14 protein-coding genes are annotated in these 16436 nt (G+C 71.7%); 13 read left to right on the forward strand and 1 reads right to left on the reverse strand.

Translation table 11 applies throughout. The features are described from left to right. Positions 1 to 9: 9 nt before the first annotated feature. From CK206_RS13830 to CK206_RS13840, 3 genes are read left to right on the forward strand one after another with little or no spacing between them, the layout of a single operon-like run. Entirely contained in the window at positions 10 to 426 is a 417-nt protein-coding gene (locus CK206_RS13830; protein WP_067719351.1) for a rhodanese-like domain-containing protein, read from the forward strand. Then, a complete protein-coding gene (locus CK206_RS13835; protein ID WP_256385632.1) occupies positions 390 to 1748 on the forward strand; it encodes an O-succinylhomoserine sulfhydrylase in 1359 nt (452 codons plus the stop codon). Before CK206_RS13830 ends, CK206_RS13835 begins: the two co-directional genes overlap by 37 nt. Before the next feature lie 17 nt (positions 1749 to 1765). Continuing rightward, positions 1766 to 2917 (forward strand): hypothetical protein, encoded by a 1152-nt coding sequence (locus CK206_RS13840; protein WP_096906733.1) that lies wholly within the window; start codon positions 1766 to 1768, stop codon positions 2915 to 2917. A 78-nt stretch (positions 2918 to 2995) separates the two neighbouring features. Here the strand turns inward: CK206_RS13840 and CK206_RS13845 are convergent, their stop codons facing one another. Continuing rightward, positions 2996 to 3625: a hypothetical protein gene (locus CK206_RS13845; protein WP_096906734.1), complete on the reverse strand. Its 630-nt coding sequence runs from the start codon at positions 3623 to 3625 to the stop codon at positions 2996 to 2998. Between the two features lie 548 nt (positions 3626 to 4173). On the opposite strand from CK206_RS13845, the gene fgd reads away from it, so the two are divergent. The 10 genes from fgd to CK206_RS13895 all read left to right on the forward strand — a co-directional run bounded on the left by fgd (position 4174) and on the right by CK206_RS13895 (position 16415). Then, complete coding sequence (fgd, locus tag CK206_RS13850) at positions 4174 to 5193, forward strand: glucose-6-phosphate dehydrogenase (coenzyme-F420) (RefSeq protein ID WP_069390156.1); 1020 nt, start codon at positions 4174 to 4176, stop codon at positions 5191 to 5193. Further along, positions 5190 to 5828 (forward strand): suppressor of fused domain protein, encoded by a 639-nt coding sequence (locus CK206_RS13855; protein WP_067719340.1) that lies wholly within the window; start codon positions 5190 to 5192, stop codon positions 5826 to 5828. The genes fgd and CK206_RS13855 overlap by 4 nt, the downstream gene beginning before the upstream one ends. Before the next feature lie 26 nt (positions 5829 to 5854). Beyond that, on the forward strand, positions 5855 to 6472 hold the full coding sequence (locus CK206_RS13860; RefSeq protein WP_227022156.1) for a methylated-DNA--[protein]-cysteine S-methyltransferase: 618 nt from the start codon (positions 5855 to 5857) through the stop codon (positions 6470 to 6472). 140 nt (positions 6473 to 6612) lie between these two features. Further along, positions 6613 to 8022 (forward strand): ergothioneine biosynthesis protein EgtB, encoded by a 1410-nt coding sequence (locus tag CK206_RS13865; protein WP_096906735.1) that lies wholly within the window; start codon positions 6613 to 6615, stop codon positions 8020 to 8022. A gap of 92 nt (positions 8023 to 8114) precedes the next feature. Continuing rightward, positions 8115 to 9095, forward strand: a complete 981-nt coding sequence (gene egtD, locus CK206_RS13870; RefSeq protein ID WP_096906736.1) for an L-histidine N(alpha)-methyltransferase — start codon at positions 8115 to 8117, stop codon at positions 9093 to 9095. Positions 9096 to 9207: 112 nt separating this feature from the next. Continuing rightward, positions 9208 to 9792 carry a hypothetical protein gene (locus tag CK206_RS13875; protein ID WP_096906737.1) on the forward strand — a complete coding sequence of 195 codons (585 nt, stop codon included), beginning with the start codon at positions 9208 to 9210 and terminating at the stop codon, positions 9790 to 9792. 69 nt (positions 9793 to 9861) lie between these two features. Then, positions 9862 to 11151, forward strand: a complete 1290-nt coding sequence (locus CK206_RS13880) for an HNH endonuclease signature motif containing protein (RefSeq protein ID WP_096906738.1) — start codon at positions 9862 to 9864, stop codon at positions 11149 to 11151. 85 nt (positions 11152 to 11236) lie between these two features. Then, complete coding sequence (gene pta / locus CK206_RS13885) at positions 11237 to 13534, forward strand: phosphate acetyltransferase (protein WP_173674794.1); 2298 nt, start codon at positions 11237 to 11239, stop codon at positions 13532 to 13534. Next, positions 13531 to 14742, forward strand: a complete 1212-nt coding sequence (locus CK206_RS13890; protein WP_096906739.1) for an acetate/propionate family kinase — start codon at positions 13531 to 13533, stop codon at positions 14740 to 14742. Before pta ends, CK206_RS13890 begins: the two co-directional genes overlap by 4 nt. A 437-nt stretch (positions 14743 to 15179) precedes the next feature. Beyond that, positions 15180 to 16415, forward strand: coding sequence for a thrombospondin type 3 repeat-containing protein (locus CK206_RS13895; RefSeq protein ID WP_096906740.1), 1236 nt, complete (start codon positions 15180 to 15182; stop codon positions 16413 to 16415). The last annotated feature ends 21 nt before the right edge of the window (positions 16416 to 16436 follow it).

Below are 16436 nucleotides of genomic sequence, written 5' to 3' on the forward strand. Positions count from 1 at the left end.
TCGACACCCATGAGCGACTACGCCGGGGACCTATCGCCCCGCCAGGCCTGGGATCTGCTCGCCTCCGATCCCGACGCCGTGTTGGTGGACGTCCGTACCAGCGCCGAGTGGCAGTGGGTCGGCGGCGCCGATCTGTCCGAGCTGGGCAAGCGCACGCTGGGCATCGAGTGGATGACCTCGGCGGGCCAGCCCAACGAGCGGTTCGTCGAGCACCTCGGCGAGGCCGGTGTCGCCGCGGAGACACCGGTGTTGTTCCTGTGCCGCAGTGGTGGCCGGTCCGCCGCCGCCGCGAGCCTGGCCACCGCCGCCGGATACCGCACCGCCTACAACGTGGCCGAGGGGTTCGAGGGCGACCCGGACGCCGCCGGACACCGCGGCACCGTCAACGGGTGGAAGGTCGCGGGCCTGGCCTGGCGCCAGTCCTGACCGGGCCACCACGGCCAGCCCGCCACGCCCGTACGCCCCTCGCCCCGCCGCATCACCCACGCACCACACACAAGAAAGCAGCGATGAGAAACAACGAGCTCCCCGACGGTCTCCACCCCGACACCCTGGGCGTGCGGGCCGGGCAGATGCGCACCGGCTTCGAGGAGACCACAGAGCCGATGTTCCTCAACTCCGGCTACGTCTACGAGTCCGCGGAGGCGGCCGAGGCGTCGTTCAACGGCGAGAAGCAGCGGTTCGTCTACTCCCGCTACGGCAACCCGACGGTCGCGATGTTCCAGGAGCGGCTGCGGCAGATCGAGGGCGCCGAGGCGTGCTTTGCCACCTCCTCCGGCATGTCCGCGGTATTCGTGGCCCTGGCCGCGCTGTGCGGGAACGGGTCGCGCCTGGTGGCCTCGCGCGCGCTGTTCGGCTCCTGTTACGTGATCTGTGCCGAAATCCTGCCGCGGTGGGGTGTGGAGACGGTGTTCGTCGACGGCGCCGACCTCGACCAGTGGCGCGAGGCGCTCAGCGAGCCCACCGACGCAGTCTTCTTTGAGACCCCCTCCAACCCCATGCAGGAGCTGGTCGACGTTCGCGCGGTGTGCGATCTCGCCCACGCCGCCGGCGCGCAGGTCGTGGTGGACAACGTCTTCGCCACCGTCCTGCACCAGAAGCCGCTCGAGCTGGGCGCGGACATCGTCGTGTACTCCACCACCAAGCACATCGACGGCCAGGGCCGCGTGCTCGGCGGCGCCGTGCTGGGCACCGAGGAGTACATCTCCGGCCCTGTGCAGAACCTCATGCGCCACGCCGGGTTCGGGATGAGCGCGTTCAACGCGTGGGTCCTGCTCAAGGGCCTGGAGACCATGAGCCTGCGCGTCGAGCGGATGAGTGCCAACGCGCTGGAGGTGGCGCGGTTCCTGGAGTCGCACCCGGCCGTGGAGCGGGTGACATACCCGATGCTCGAGTCGCACCCCCAGTACGAGTTGGCGCGGGCGCAGATGTCGGGCGGCGGGTCGGTGGTGACGTTCGGGTTGAAGTACGACGACGACGGTGGTGACGGTGGCCGCGACGACGACGACAACGGCGGCCGCGGCAAGAAGGAGTGCTTCTCCCTGCTCAACTCGTTGGAGGTCATCGACATCTCCAACAACCTGGGCGACGCCAAGACGCTGGTGACCCATCCCGCGACCACTACCCACGCGTCCATGGAGCCGGAGGCCCGCGCCGCGGTGGGCATCGGCGACAACGTGGTCCGACTGTCGGTGGGGCTCGAGTTCGCCGGAGACCTCATCGAGGACCTGCGTCGCGGTCTGGGGTGACGGTCTAGATTGATCGTATGTCTGATCGGGGTGAACATTCCCGGGTCCGGGTAGCGGTCCTGCCCGCCGCCCATCCCGCGGTTCGCCGGATCACCGGCCTGGACGGGCTGGGCCACGTGGAGCTGGTGCCCGTCCGGCCCGGGGTGGTGAACGGGCAGACCCCGCCCGATGCGGTGACTCCCGCGGAGTTCGATCCCGGACATGAGGCGTCGGGCGAGATTCAGCGCGACGGGGACCCGCTGGGCGGCGTCGACCTGGCGCACGTGCACTTCGGTTACGACTACCTCGAGCCGGAGAGCGTGGACGGGGTGGTGGAGCACCTGTCGCGGGCCGAGGTGCCGATGGTGCTCACCGTCCACGACATCGTCTACCCGTCCCACGAGGACGAGCTGCCGCACCGCGATCACACCGGCACGTTGGTCGAGGCCGCCGCCGCGGTGATCACGCTGACCGAGGTGGCGGCGCACGAACTGTGGGTGCGGTGGGGCGTCGAACCGGTGGTCGTGCCGCACCCGCGGCTGCTGGACGAGGACGAGATCTCCTCCGCCATCCGCGCCGGGAAGCACCTGCGCGGCTCCGGCGACCCGCTGGTGGTGGGGGTGTTGCTCGAGCGGATGGGCGAGAACATCGACGGCCCGGAGCTATTGGACCAGCTCGCGCCCGTCGCGCAGGGGCGGCGGGGCTCACACCTGCGGATCGTCGTGGAGGCGCAGGCGTGGCGGGACGCGTGCGGCGAGGACCGCGAGGCCGGCGGGCACCACCTGGTTGCGGAGCTGGCGGCCGAGGGTGGTTGGGAGTCGGTGCGGTTGGTGAGGTACGAGTCGCTGGACCTGGCGCCGGTGCTGCCCGAGTTCGCCGCTCTCGACGTGTGCGTGTTGCCGTACCGGTTCGCCACCCATTCCACCTGGTTGGAGTTGTGCCGCGACCTGGGCGTCTCGCCGGTGTTCCCCGCGGTGGGATTCCTGCGGGAGCAGTGGTTCGACCGTTGTGATCCGGGCGATCATTCCGGGGAGATCTACGATCCCGGCGACCCGTCCGCCGTGGCGGTGGCGGTCCGGGCGGCGTTGGAGAATCCGCGGGCCGTCCCGCCGCGGGTCGAGGGAGCTGATCCGACGAGCGTCATCGCGGCCTATGCGCGGATCTACGACGAGGCCGCCGGGCGCCGCTGAGCGTCCGGGGTCGGGCCGGCGCGCGGTGGGGTGGTGGCTGCGCTCGGCCGGGCCGGGCTGGGGGCTGCGCCGGGCAGGCTAGGAGTCGGCGTCGCCGCGGGCGATGTCGACCGGCCAGGCCAGCGTGAGCATCGAGTCGGTGGCCGGGGCGGCCGCGTCCATGCTCAGCTCGAGACACACGGTGACCGGGGATCCGGGCGTGGTGCGGGTGGCGCCGGGCAGGACCAGCGGTTCGTCGACCGTCGGCGCGTCGAGTGGCACCGGGCGGTCACTGTCGCCGGCGAGGATGCTGGGCGAGTCGAGATCGAACGCCGGCGCGGCGCATGCTCCGCCGCGGGCCGAGACGGCCCGGACCCGCACGTGGGACGCGGTCTCGGGGTCGCCTTCGACGAGGGCGCCCTCGCCGATGTCGACGTGGGCGTCGGACCGGGAGTCGACGGTGGTGCGTAGTGTCAGGGGCTGGTAGGCGGAGCGATTGCGCAGGCCGGCTGTGTCCACGCGGACGGGGAAGTGGCCGCCGTAGGAGGAGATGGGCGCGGTCCAGGTCGTACCGAAGTCGGTGGACGCCTGGACGGACCACGCCGAGCTGCGCAGTTCGGACTCGCGGGTCTGCGCTTCGCGGTCCTGGACGATCACCGTCGCGCCGAGTGCGCAGACGGAGGCGGCACCGAGTGCGACCAGGGTGGTCGCCGCGTGCCGGATGCGCATGACTCCTCCGAGGGGCCGTCTGGTGGAGATCGGTCCAGAGGAGGGGGCTCCGGTGCGGGCGGGGCCGCAGTGATCGCCGTTTCAACTAGTTTATGGCTCGCGGCCGAAGCATCGTTACAGCGCCCTTGGGTGTGTCCGATATCACTCTCGCTGCGGCGTGTCGACCGGTCGTCAGCGGCCGTAGACCACGGTTCCGGTCTCCTGGTTGATGGCGGCCCAGCGCCAGCCGTGCGCGGCGGGGTCGTCCGAGGTGAAGGTGGCCCACGCTGCGCCGGGGTCGCTGCCGCCCAGCCAGATCGCGAGCGCCGCAAGCCCCTGCTGGGCGTCGGTGGGGATGGTGTTCCTGACTATCGGGGAACGCGGATGACACTGGCCGTGGCTGTGAGTCTGAATCGGAATGCGGCGTCCTGCTTATCGAGCTCAACGAGTCGCAGGGGTGGCGCTTGTCAACACGTGCACCCCTGCCCGGCCCTGTTGGCATACTCGGCCCCGTGCCCCGCGCGCGCCAGAGGTGAATCTGGTCACATGCCTACCTGCAGGAGAAGCCGATGCCCGACACCCCGTCCCTGAAGCTCGGTTACAAGGCGTCGGCCGAGCAGTTCGGTCCGCGTGATCTGGTGGAGTTCGCCGTGATGGCGGAGCAGGCGGGGATGGATTCGGCGACGGTGTCGGATCATTTCCAGCCCTGGCGCCACGACGGGGGTCATGCGCCGTTCTCGCTGGCGTGGATGACGGCGGTGGGGGAGCGCACCGAGCGGCTGCAGTTGGGCACCTCCGTGCTGACGCCGACGTTCCGCTACAACCCGGCGGTGTTGGCGCAGGCGTTCGCGACGATGGCGTGCCTGTACCCGGGCCGCATCTTCCTCGGTGTGGGTACGGGTGAGGCGCTCAACGAGATCGCCACCGGGCATCAGGGCCAGTGGCCGGAGTTCAAGGAGCGGTTCGCGCGCCTGCGTGAGTCGGTCCGGCTCATGCGCGAACTGTGGACCGGTGAGACGACGAATTTCGACGGTGACTATTACTCGACCAAGGATGCGTTCCTCTACGACGTGCCCGAGGGCGGTGTGCCGGTGTACGTGGCGGCGGGTGGTCCGGTGGTGGCCAAGTACGCGGGCCGGGTGGGCGACGGGTTCATCTGCACCTCCGGCAAGGGGATGGAGCTGTACACCGACAAGCTGCTCCCGGCCGTCGAGGAGGGCGCCGGGATCAACGAGCGGGACTCGGCGCAGATCGATCGGATGATCGAGATCAAAATCTCCTACGACCCCGACCCGGCCGCCGCGCTGCAGAACTGCCGCTTCTGGGCGCCGCTCAGTCTGACCCCGGAGCAGAAGCACTCGGTGGATTCACCGCGGGAGATGGAGCGCCTGGCTGACGAGTTGCCGATCGAGCAGGTCGCCAAGCGGTGGATCGTCGCCTCGGACCCCGACGACGCGGTCGAGCAGGTCCGCCAGTACGTCGACGCGGGCCTGAACCATCTGGTTTTCCACGCCCCGGGCCACGACCAGAAACGCTTCCTCGACCTCTTCAATTCCGACCTCGAACCGCGACTGCGAGCCCTTGCATGAGTAACGAGAACAACCTCCCCGGCCCGGACACGGCCGATCTCTCCGGCCTCGAGGGCATCCTCGGCCACAAGGAATCGGTCCGCGTCCTGCGCTATCCGCACGAGACCGAGCCGGATGAGGAGGGTCAGACAACGGAGTGGCATTGCGACATCGTCGTCGTTGACGACGTTCCCGCGCCCGGCTTCTCCACCTACGCCACCGTGGGCGCCCGCGAGCTCCCCACCAACGTCACCACGCCCGAGGGGCGCCAGATCCGCTCCGAGTTCGTCACCGTCGGCCGCACCGGCCACCGCGCCATGGCCGACGTCCTGGACGCGTGCGCGCTCGCGGTGGCCACCGGTTCCATCCACGTGGCGCCCGGTGCGGTGATCCCCAACGCGGTCGGCCTGGTCGATCCCGGCCGTACGTGCGAGCACCTGGTCCTCACGCCGCCGTTCCTGTGGCCGGACCTGCAGGTGGTCGACGAGACCGGCGGCCCCGACGGCACCGGCCCCCTGCTCACGCGCCTGCAGGCCGTGCCGATCACCACCGCGGAGATGTCCGCCATCGGACGTGACGGCGCCGACGCCCTGTTCGAGCGGCTCGACACCGCCGACGCCGACGTCACCAACCCGGACCGCCCGAGCGTGGTGTGAGTGAGGCTGGTGTGAGTGGGGCCCGTGTGAGCGCGCCTGCGCCCCGGACGTCCCGCGGTGTCACGCACGTACTCACCACCGCGGCCGGGCTGATGCTCGTCGAGGCCACCCCCGACGGCATCGCGCGCCTCGTCCAGGTGGACGCGGACCAGCTCGACGCAGACCAGCTCGACCACAGGGATGCCGCCGCGACCTGGTTCAACGTGAAACATCACGACGACGACGAGGGCCGCGATCCCGAGCCCGGCGCCGCGGCGGAGCACCTCGCCCGCCTGGCGGAACAGGTGGAGGACTACCTGGCCGGGAGGCTCCGCGGGTTCGACGTCCCGCTGGACTGGGCGGCGGCCGGGGTCCACGATGAATTCTCACGTGAGGTCTACCGCGAGATCCAGCACATCCCCTACGGCGAGACCTCCAGCTACGGCCAGGTCAGTATCGACGCCGGCCGGCCACGCAACGCCCGTCGCGTCGGCCGGCTGTGCACGCTGGTGCCGGTGCCGTTCGTCATCCCCGTCCACCGGGTGATCCGCGCCGACGGCGGTATGGGCAACTGCCCCGAGTACCGGCTGCGGCTGCTCGAGCACGAGCGACGCAACATCGCCGCCGAGCGTGCCGGGAAGCCGGGCCCGCTCCCGTTCCGGTAGGCATCGCCGCCGTTCGTCCGGGCATGGCCGGATCGGTGGGACGGCGGCCACACCGTGGTTAGGGTGGCGGTCAGCGTCGGGGGCCGAGGGGTCCGCCGGTGCGGACCGCCTGCCGTCGACCACAACCCACGGGGGAAGCCATGACAGCCGGAACCGTCGCCACCACTGCCCGCGCCGAGAGCGTGGTCGAGAAGTTCCAGCGGGTCCGGGGGCTCACCGACCTGCTCGCGTCCCGGCTCAGCCCGGAGGACCAGATCCCCCAGTCGATGACCGCGGCCAGCCCCGCAGCGTGGCACCGGGCGCACACCACGTGGTTCTTCGAGGAGTTCGTGCTGGGTCGGCTGCCGGGCTACACCTCGCCGGAGCCGGTGTTCCGCTTCCTGTTCAACTCGTACTACGAGGCGGTCGGCCCACGGCAGCCGCGGCCGCAGCGCGGGCTCATCACCCGCCCGTCGGTGGCGGAGATCGGGGACTTCCGCGCCCGCATCGACGAGGCCGTCGTCGACGCCCTCGAGGCGGGCCGGGTCGACGAGCGTGGCCTCGAACTGCTGGAGCTGGGCTGCCATCACGAGCAGCAGCACCAGGAGTTGCTGCTCATGGACATCAAGCACCTCTTCTCGCACAACCCGACCGACCCGGTCTACGTCCACAGGGCGGCGGACCCGGCAGGAGCGGCGCCGGGGGAGACCGAGTGGCTCGCCGTCGCCGAGGGGGTCGCGCAGGTCGGCGCCCCGGCTCCCGGCGACTCCGACGTCGGGGACGGCTCGGGCGCCACCGCCGCAAGCCCCGCCACCGCCGCAGGCCCCGCGTTCTCCTATGACAACGAGCGTCCCCGCCACCGGGTGTGGATCCCCGGCGGTGAGGTCGCCACCCGCCAGGTCACCGTCGGCGAGTGGAAGCAGTTCATGGCCGACGGCGGTTACTCCCGGCCCGAACTGTGGTTGTCCGACGGCTGGGCCACGGTCCAGGCCGAGGGCTGGGATGCGCCCGGGTACTGGCGACGTGAGGACGACAGCCCGGTCGGCCGCGCCGCCGACACCGCGACCGCCGCCGACACCGCGACCGCCGCCGGCCCCGCGACCGCCGCTGGCCCCGCGACCGCCGCCGACGGTGAGTGGACCACCTTCACCCTGAGCGGCCGGCGGCCGGTCGTCGACGCCGAGCCCGTCATCCACGTGTCCTTCTACGAGGCCGACGCCTACGCCCGCTGGGCCGGCGCACGGCTGCCCACCGAGTTCGAGTGGGAGGTCGCCACCACCGGCTGGGAGATCCGCGACGAGCTCGACCCCGACCGCTGCCACCCGCGGCCCGCCGCGGAGCGGACGATCGGCGGCGTGTGGGAATGGACTGCCAGCGCCTACCTGCCGTATCCGGGGTTCGTCACCGAGGAGGGCGCGGCCGGCGAGTACAACGGCAAGTTCATGTCCGACCAGCATGTCCTCCGCGGTGGCAGCGCGTTCACGCCCGTCGGCCACACGCGGCACACCTACCGGAACTTCTATCCCGCCGCCTCGAGGTGGGCGGCCGCCGGACTGAGGCTCGCCCGGTGACCGGCGCGCGCGAGGTGGCCGCCCAGTGCGGTGCCGCCGGGCCCGACGGCCCCGGTGCAACAACAGCAAAGACAACGACGACGACAACAACGATGACAACGACGACGACGAGCACCGCCGATCCCGACACCGCCGCGCTCGAATCGGATCTGCGCGCCGGGTTCTTCGACGACCCGCCGACCGTGCCGCCCCGCTGGTTCTACGACGAGAAGGGCAGCCTGCTCTTCGACCGGATCACCCGGCTCGCGGAGTACTACCCCACCCGCGCGGAGGCGGAGATCCTGCGGTCGCGGGCCGTCGACATCGTCGGCGATGCCGACACACTCGTCGAGCTCGGGGCCGGGACCTGCGAGAAGACGCGGGTCCTGCTCGACGTCCTCGCCTCCCGCCCCACCGGCGCCACTGATCCAGCCGGCCCACTGTTCGTTCCGGTCGACATCAGTACCGAGATGCTCTTCGGTTCCGCCCGGGCGCTCACGGCCGAGTACCCCGGACTGCGTGTCGTCCCGGTCGTCGGTGACCTCACCGCCCTCGACGGCCCCCTACCGGGCGAGCCGGGCGGGCGGTTGGTGCTCTTCCTCGGCGGCACGATCGGCAATTTCAGCGAGGCCCAGCGAGCAGAGTTCCTCGCGATGCTGCGCGGCGTCATGGACCCGGGCGACCGGCTGGCGCTCGGCTTCGACCTCGTCAAGAGCCCCGAGCGGCTGGTCGCGGCCTACGACGACGCCGACGGCGTCACCGCCGAATTCAACCTCAACATGCTCGACGTGATCGCCCGGACCGTCGAGTGCACCGGGCTGGACAGGCGCGATTTCCGCCACGAGGCCGTGTGGAACGCCGCCGAGAGCAGGATCGAGATGTGGTTGCGGGCGGTCCGCGACGTGCACGTCGACTTCCCGACGCTGGGGCGCTCGCGAACCCTCGCCGCGGAGGAGGGCATCCGCACCGAGATCGCTCGGAAGTTCGAGCCGGACGCACTCGCCGACGACCTCGCCGGCCACGGGTTCGTCGGCCCGACCGTGTGGACCGACGACGCCGGGGACTTCGGGCTGGTCCTCGTCGTCGTCGACTAGGGGCGGTCCCCATCGAGCCGGCCGAGATCCCGCACCGCGACGTCGCACCGCGACGGGCGCGCGTTCGGCGGCACCGTTCGCGGCTCCCCGACGTCGACGACAGGGGCGTCCCGTGACCAGCCCGGACGATCCGGATCTCGCCGATCGGGCCCGCGGCCTCCTCGGGGAGGCCCGCGCGGCCGGGGCCGCCGTCGACTCGGCGGCGGCTGAACTGTTCCGGCTGGGCGGGGAGGTCGCGCGCGCCGGCACCCGGGCCGAGGCCGCCCGGAGCGGGGCGCACGTCGCGGCCGAGTGGGACCTGGTGAGCGGATTGCTCGACGAGCTGGACGTGATCGCCCGGGTAGCGGATCGGCTCGTCGCCGAGCTCGACCGGGCCGACGGCGGCGGGCGAGGCGCCGCCGACGGCGGGGCCGGGCCGCGGGCGACCCTCGTCTCCGTTCGGCGGGTCATCGAGGCGGCGGACAGTCGGGGTCGCGAAGGTATGTGGTTGGGAGAGCTGGCGACGGACCGCGTTCGGGATTTCGCCGAGTTCGAACTGCTGTACTCGCGCGCGTCGCAGCACCTCGACCGCCGCCGGTGGGACGCCGCCGACGCCGTCCTGCCCCGGCTCGTCGCACTGGATCGCGCGCTGGTGAGCACGGAGATCGGCGCGATGCTCGACGAGCTCAAGTTCCGCCTCATGACTTCGCGGGGATGACGCGGGCCGACCTACGACGATGCGCTTCCGGACCGGTTCGTGTCGTACCTGTGTTCTATGCTTCGGCGTATGGAACAGGGAGTATGGGATGCGGAGGGGCGGGGCGGTGAGCGGGACGAGCCGGCCCCGCTGACCGACGTTCTCGCGTTCCTGGAGGCGTCGGTGGAGACGCTGTGCGCGGTCGACTGGGCCGAGCACGACGCGGACGCGCTCGCCCACGCGGTGGGTCGGGTGGAGATCGTGGCCCGGCGGCTGGACGCCAGTGGCTCCCGTGCCACTGCCGAGTTGGCGGCGCTGCACCGTCAGAAGGGACGCACCGCCGGTGGCGTCGCCGCGCTCCTCGCCGAGAAGCTGGGACTGGCGAAGGGCACGGTGCACGGTCGGATCGACGCCGGAGGACGTCAGGCCACCCCGGCCGGGCGGGCGGCCGCGAACGGGGAGATCACCGGCGAGCACGAGCGGATCATCGCCCGAGCCGTCTCCGGTCTGCCCGGAACGATGGGCGGCGACGCAAAGGTGTGTTTCGCCGAGGAGCTCACGGAGTTCGCCCGCACGGCGGCGCCCGCCGACCTGCGGGCCGAGGCCGCCCGCCGGGTCGCCGCCCTGTGCCCGGACCGCGGACGGGACCGCGAAGAGCACCAGGAACGTCAGCGCTCGGCGCGGCTCGGCGCGGTCCGGTCCGACGGCACCAGCGCCCTGACGATGACCCTGACGCCCCGCGGCCGCGCCCTGGTCGAGAGGGCACTGTGCGACTTCGGCGGGCCCGGCGGCGCCGTGGAGTGTGAACCCGGGTCCGACGAGCGCACCCCCGAGCAGCGCGCCCACGACGCCCTGGTGCACCAGTGGGCCCTCGGTTCGACCGTCGACCCCGCCCGCCCCAAGGGCATCGCGACCATCGTCGTGCGGGTGACACCGGAGCAGCTCGAGGACCCCACGACGCTCGTGCAGACCGACGCCGGCACCCAGCTCAGCGTGCGGCAGGCGGTCTCCATGGCCGGAACGATGCCGTGGTTCGTCTCCCTGCTGCGCGACGGCCGGGAGGAGCTGCACCGGATCGACGTGGACGCCCACCCCGATCGGCGCCTGGCGTCGTCGATCCAGCGGTTGGTCCTCTACGCCTCCCACGGAGGGTGCACCTTCCCCGGGTGCACCGCCCCGGCCAGGCGAAGTCAGTTCCACCACGTGAGGGAATGGTCCAGGGGCGGGCCGACGACGGTCGCCAACGGGGCACTCGGCTGTCCCGTCCACCACGGGTTCGTCGGCGACGGCCCCGGAGGGTGGACAACCGTGGTGAACGCCGCCTCGCCCGGCCTGTGCACGTGGCTGCCTCCCGGCGTCGACAGGCTCACCGATGTGTGACGACCCGCCCCGGACCGGGGTGGGGGATCGGGCCGTCGGGTGTGTACAAGGTGTGCTGCGCCGCCGGCGCTGTCACAATGCCCCCGTGCCCGAATCCCTTCCTCCCGAGTCCGTAGCGTCCGACACCCTCGCGTCCGAACCCCGCGCCTCGGGGTCAGGCGATCCCACCGGGGCCGAGTTGTCCGACTCCGACGTCGCCGCACTCTCGATCCCGTCCCAGTCGGACGGTGCGCCGCTCTCCTCGTCCGCGGTCTACGTCGTGGCCCCCGAGGGCGACACGGGCAAGTCGACCGTCGCGTTGGGACTGCTGCGCATCCTGGCCGGGACCGTCCAGCGGGTCGGGGTGTTCCGCCCCGTCACGGTCGCGCCCCGCCCCGCCGGTCCCGGCGTCGAGGACGAGGAACCGGTACGCGACCCCATCGTGGAGATGCTGCTGCAGCACACCACCGTGGACCTCGACTACGAGGACTGCATCGGCGTGACCAACATGCGCGTGCACTCCGACCGCGACGCCGCCCTGAGCGAGATCGTGCACCGATATGAGGCGGTGGCCCGGCAGTGCGATGTCGTGGTGATCGTCGGCACCGACTACACCGGGGTGCCCAGCCCCACCGAGTTCGACTTCAACGCCACGATCGCCGTGAACCTCGGCGCCCCCGTCCTGCTGGTGCTCCGCGGATCCGACCGCACCCCGGCCGAGATTGCCACCAACGCCCGGCTCACCCTCGAGGAGCTGCGTGTCGAGCACGCCCACCCCGTGGGAGTCGTCGTGAACCGGTGCGATCCCGGCGCGCTGGAGGAGATCCGGGCCGAGCTCGGTTCGCTGGACGTACCGGCCTGGACGCTGCCCTCCCAGTCGCTGCTCACCGCGCCCACGATGGGCGAGCTCATGGAGGCGGTCGACGGCGAGCTCTACTCCGGCGACCCGGCCCTGCTCGACCGCGAGGCGATGGCCGTGATGGTCGGCGGCATGACCGGCGACCGGATCCTGGAGCGACTGGTCGACGGGATGGTCGTCATCGTCCCCGCCGACCGCACCGACGCGGTCCTGGCGATCCTCGCCGCACACGCCGCCGAGGGCTTCCCCTCGCTGGCCGGGATGATCTGGAACGGTGGGGTCAGGCCGAACGCGGCGTTGGACAAGCTCGTCCGCGGGATGCGCTCCACCCTCCCCATCATCTGCACGGGTCACGGCACCTACGACACCGCCCGTCTGGCCGCCGAGACCCGCGGGCGCGTCTTCTCGGGCTCGGGGCGCAAGGTGGAGACCGCGCTCAGCCTGATGGAGAAGCACGTCGACACCGAGGAACTGCTCGCGCCGCTGCGGGTCGACGCGCCCGACGTGATGACGCCGCAGATGTTCGAGCACCAGCTCCTCGAGCGTGCCCGCGCCGACAAGCGCCACATCGTGCTCCCCGAGGGCGACGACGACCGCATCCTGCACGCCGCCGGCCGACTCCTGCGGCGCGACGTGGCCGACCTGACGATCCTCGGTGACCCCGAGGCGATCCGTCGGCGTGCCGACGAGCTGGGCATCGACCTGAGCGGCGCGACACTGCTGGACCCGCGGACCAGCGAGCACGCCGATCGGTTCGCCGATGAGTATGTCGAGCTGCGCAAGCACAAGGGCATGACCCCGGACGTGGCCCGTGACCGCATCCTCGACATCTCCTACTTCGCCACGATGATGGTGCACACCGGGCTCGCCGACGGCATGGTCTCCGGCGCAGCCCACACCACCGCGCACACCATCCGCCCCGCCCTGGAGATCATCCGGACCCGCCCCGGCGTGAAGACGGTCTCGAGCGTGTTCCTCATGTGCCTGGCCGACCACGTACTGGCGTTCGGGGACTGCGCGGTGGTGCCCGACCCCACCGCCCAGCAGCTCGCCGACATCGCGGTGTCGTCCGCCGAGACCGCCTCGCGGTTCGGGATCGACCCGCGTGTGGCACTGCTCTCCTACTCCACCGGGGACTCCGGCAGTGGGGCCGACGTCGACAAGGTGCGCGAGGCGACCGCACTCGTGCGGTCGCGGATCGCCGAGGCGACCGAGGGTGATCCGGCTGCCGGCCTCGTCGTGGACGGGCCCCTGCAGTTCGACGCCGCCGTCGACCCCACCGTCGCGACCAAGAAGATGCCCGACTCCCCGGTCGCCGGCCGGGCCACCGTCCTGGTGTTCCCCGACCTCAACACGGGCAACAACACCTACAAGGCCGTACAGCGGACCGCGGGCGCGGTCGCGATCGGCCCGGTCCTCCAGGGGCTGCGCAAGCCGATCAACGACCTGTCCCGCGGTGCGCTCGTGGAGGACATCGTCAACACGGTCGCCATCACCGCAGTCCAGGCGCAGGGCGTCGGAGACCTCCAGGGAAGCGGCTCATGACCCGCGTGCTCGTCATCAACTCCGGCTCCTCCTCCCTGAAGCTGCAGATCCTCGACACCGCCGTCGAGGGTGAGTTGACCTGGGCGCTGGTCGAGCGGATCGGTGAGCCCGTGGGCACGCTGACCGTTCGCCGCAGCGACCTGGCCGGTGCCGGTGCGGAAGAACGCACCGCGGAGGCGGAGTTCCCGGACCACACCGCCGCGCTCGGACACGTACTGGAGTTGGCGAAGGAGCTGCACGTCCATCCCACCGACCTGGGGGTCGAGGCGATCGGCCACCGTGTGGTCCACGGCGGGCCGGCCTTCCACGAGCCGGTCGAGGTGACGCCGGAGGTGGAGGCCGACATCGAGAAGCTCGAGGTGCTCGCCCCTCTGCACAACCCGGCCAACCTGCGTGGCATCCGGGTGGCCCGCGACCTGCTGCCGGGGCTGCCGCACGTGGCCGTGTTCGACACCGGGTTCTTCCACACCCTGCCCGCCGCCGCCCACTCCTACGCCATCGATCGCGAGACGGCACGCGAGTGGGACCTGCGCAGGTACGGCTTCCACGGCACGAGCCACGAGTTCGTCTCCCGCCGCACCGCCGACGTCCTGGGCCGCCCGTACGGCGAGCTCAACCAGATCGTCCTGCACCTGGGCAACGGGGCGTCGGCGTCCGCTATCGAAGGTGGCCGCGCCATGGATACGTCCATGGGTCTGACGCCCCTCGAGGGACTGGTCATGGGTACACGACCCGGAGACCTCGACCCCGGCCTGATCATCCACCTCATCCGTGACCGGGGCATGTCGCCCGAAGATGTCTCCACTCTGCTCAACCGCCGGTCGGGGCTGGAGGGGCTGTCGGGGGCGCGCGACTTCCGCGAACTCCTGACGCGGGTCGACGATGGCGACGAGGACGCCACGCTGGCCTACGACGTGGTGATCCATCGCCTGCGTCGCTACATCGGCGGCTACTGGGCGGTCCTCGGCGACGTGGACGCGATCACGTTCACGGCAGGGGTGGGAGAGAACGTCGCGCGCCTGCGGGCCGACGCGCTGGCCACCATGCGCGGCTGGGGTGTGGAGATCGACACCGAGGCCAACGAGAACGGCGCCGGCGAGCGGGTCATCTCCACCCCCGACAGTCGCGTGACGGTGCTTGTGGTGCCCACCGACGAGGAACTGGCGATCGCGCGGGCGTGCGACGAGGTGCTGGGCCTGGGAGGATAACCCCGTCCACATTTGCTAAGAACAACTTTAGTTATAGAGTGCGGGGTGATCCCCGGCATCCGAGCCCGGGCTGGACGAAGTCGGACGATGCCCCACGCCTCACCCTCCTCTCCGGACGACCGGCCCGAGCACGGGCCGCCTCCCGGCCCGACGCAGGGTTGGCCCAGGAGTCGCGGGATCGTGCCGCTCATCCTGGCGGCGGTCGCCACCCTGGTCCTGGGCGGGGCGTCCGTGGCTCAGGAGGTGACGGTGCCGGCCCTCGATGCCCGCGCCGATCTGGAGTTCTCGCTGGACGGTTCCATCTGGACGGACGCCCCGGATCTCGCTCTCGGTTCGTGGGGTTGCGACCCGGCCGGTGGGCCCGGGGTTCCGCTCCGCCCACAAGCCCCGCTCCGCCCGGGGCGAGCGCCAGCATCCCCGACGTGGACCCGTGCGCGATGCTCCCCGGCGAATCCGTCGACCGCACCTATCACGTCCGCAATGCGGCCGACTCCGGCCGCACCGGCCGGTATGCGGTCGGAGTCGGTGACTTCGTGGTGTCGGAGGGCGCCGAGTTCGAGGTGCGCTCGAGCATCACCGGCGCGACGGCCGCCGACTCGGGGACCGTGATGCTGCACGGCGCGGAAACCGGGCAGGCCGGGGGCTCTCCGGCCCGCGGCGCCACGGTGGCCGCCCTCGAACTGGGGCCGGGGGAGTCGGCGCGAGTGGTGGACGAGGTCTCCGTTCCGCTCGACGTCCCCAACAGCGCGCAGCGGCAGAGTGTCAGCCCGAGGATGTGGGTGTCGTTTTCCGACGTCGACGGCCTCGACCGCGACGGCGACGGCTTGCCCGACACCACCGAGGACCTGCTCGGAACCGATCCGTCCGATCCGCTCAACCGACTGCCCGATGTGACCGCGGGGCACGAGTACGGGCCCGAGCGGTTTCTCCCGACCCCGCCCGAGGGCACCGTGCCCGACGTGGTCACCGACACGCTGCCGCCCGGCATGCGACTCGAGGACGGCGCCCTGAACGGTACTCCCACCCGCGCCGGCACCTACGACGTCTCGTTCTCGGTCACCATGCCCGGAGGGGCCACCTACACCTCTGTCCGGCGCGTGGTGGTCCACCCCGCCCCCACCGGCGGTTCGACGGACCTGCCGGACGTCGTCTGGCCGGTCATCGTAGGGGGCGTCATCGGTGTGGTGATCGGTGTCGTCGGCCCCGCCCTGGGCTCCCTGGCCGGTTCGCTCGGTGGGTCGTCCGACTCGTCCGGTTCATCCGGTTCAGGTGGCCCCGGTGGTCCCGGTGGCCCCGGTAGCTCCGCCGGTTCGGACTCGCTGGCGGGCACCACCGCCCCCACCGCCTCTGCCCCCACCGCCCCCGCGACCGCGGCCACCACGCCTGACGCGGACCCCGCCACCGACGAGGGTGGCGCCACCGGCCGGGTCGCCGAGAGTGCGGTGACACCGCGCGAAGGGGCGCCGTCGGACGCGTGGATCCGCGCCAACTCCGAGGTCCGCGGGTCGTTGGCCACCACCGGCGTCAGCGGGGCCGAGCTCGTGCTGTGGGCGCTCACCGCGGCGGCGGCCGGCGCGACGCTCATCCTGTTCGCCCGGCGACGCCGCCGCCACGATGACCCGGCCCTCGCCACCGACCCCGCTCTCGACCCCGCTCTCAACCGTGAGGGCTGAGCCGCCCGGCCCGGTGGGAGC

Origin of the sequence: Dietzia sp. WMMA184, assembly GCF_002441635.1 — a bacterium.
Classification (GTDB): Bacteria; Actinomycetota; Actinomycetes; order Mycobacteriales; family Mycobacteriaceae; genus Dietzia; species Dietzia kunjamensis.

Excerpts from the sequence above, each read along its gene's own strand:
- CK206_RS13840 (WP_096906733.1), top strand. The coding sequence starts at position 1,766 with ATGTCTGATCGGGGTGAACATTCCCGGGTCCGGGTAGCGGTCCTGCCC.
- CK206_RS13880 (WP_096906738.1), top strand. The coding sequence starts at position 9,862 with ATGGAACAGGGAGTATGGGATGCGGAGGGGCGGGGCGGTGAGCGGGAC.
- CK206_RS13890 (WP_096906739.1), top strand. The coding sequence starts at position 13,531 with ATGACCCGCGTGCTCGTCATCAACTCCGGCTCCTCCTCCCTGAAGCTG.
- CK206_RS13845 (WP_096906734.1), bottom strand. The coding sequence starts at position 3,625 with ATGCGCATCCGGCACGCGGCGACCACCCTGGTCGCACTCGGTGCCGCC.
- CK206_RS13830 (WP_067719351.1), top strand. The coding sequence starts at position 10 with ATGAGCGACTACGCCGGGGACCTATCGCCCCGCCAGGCCTGGGATCTG.
- fgd (WP_069390156.1), top strand. The coding sequence starts at position 4,174 with ATGCCCGACACCCCGTCCCTGAAGCTCGGTTACAAGGCGTCGGCCGAG.
- CK206_RS13855 (WP_067719340.1), top strand. The coding sequence starts at position 5,190 with ATGAGTAACGAGAACAACCTCCCCGGCCCGGACACGGCCGATCTCTCC.
- CK206_RS13865 (WP_096906735.1), top strand. The coding sequence starts at position 6,613 with ATGACAGCCGGAACCGTCGCCACCACTGCCCGCGCCGAGAGCGTGGTC.
- egtD (WP_096906736.1), top strand. The coding sequence starts at position 8,115 with ATGACAACGACGACGACGAGCACCGCCGATCCCGACACCGCCGCGCTC.
- CK206_RS13895 (WP_096906740.1), top strand. The coding sequence starts at position 15,180 with ATGCTCCCCGGCGAATCCGTCGACCGCACCTATCACGTCCGCAATGCG.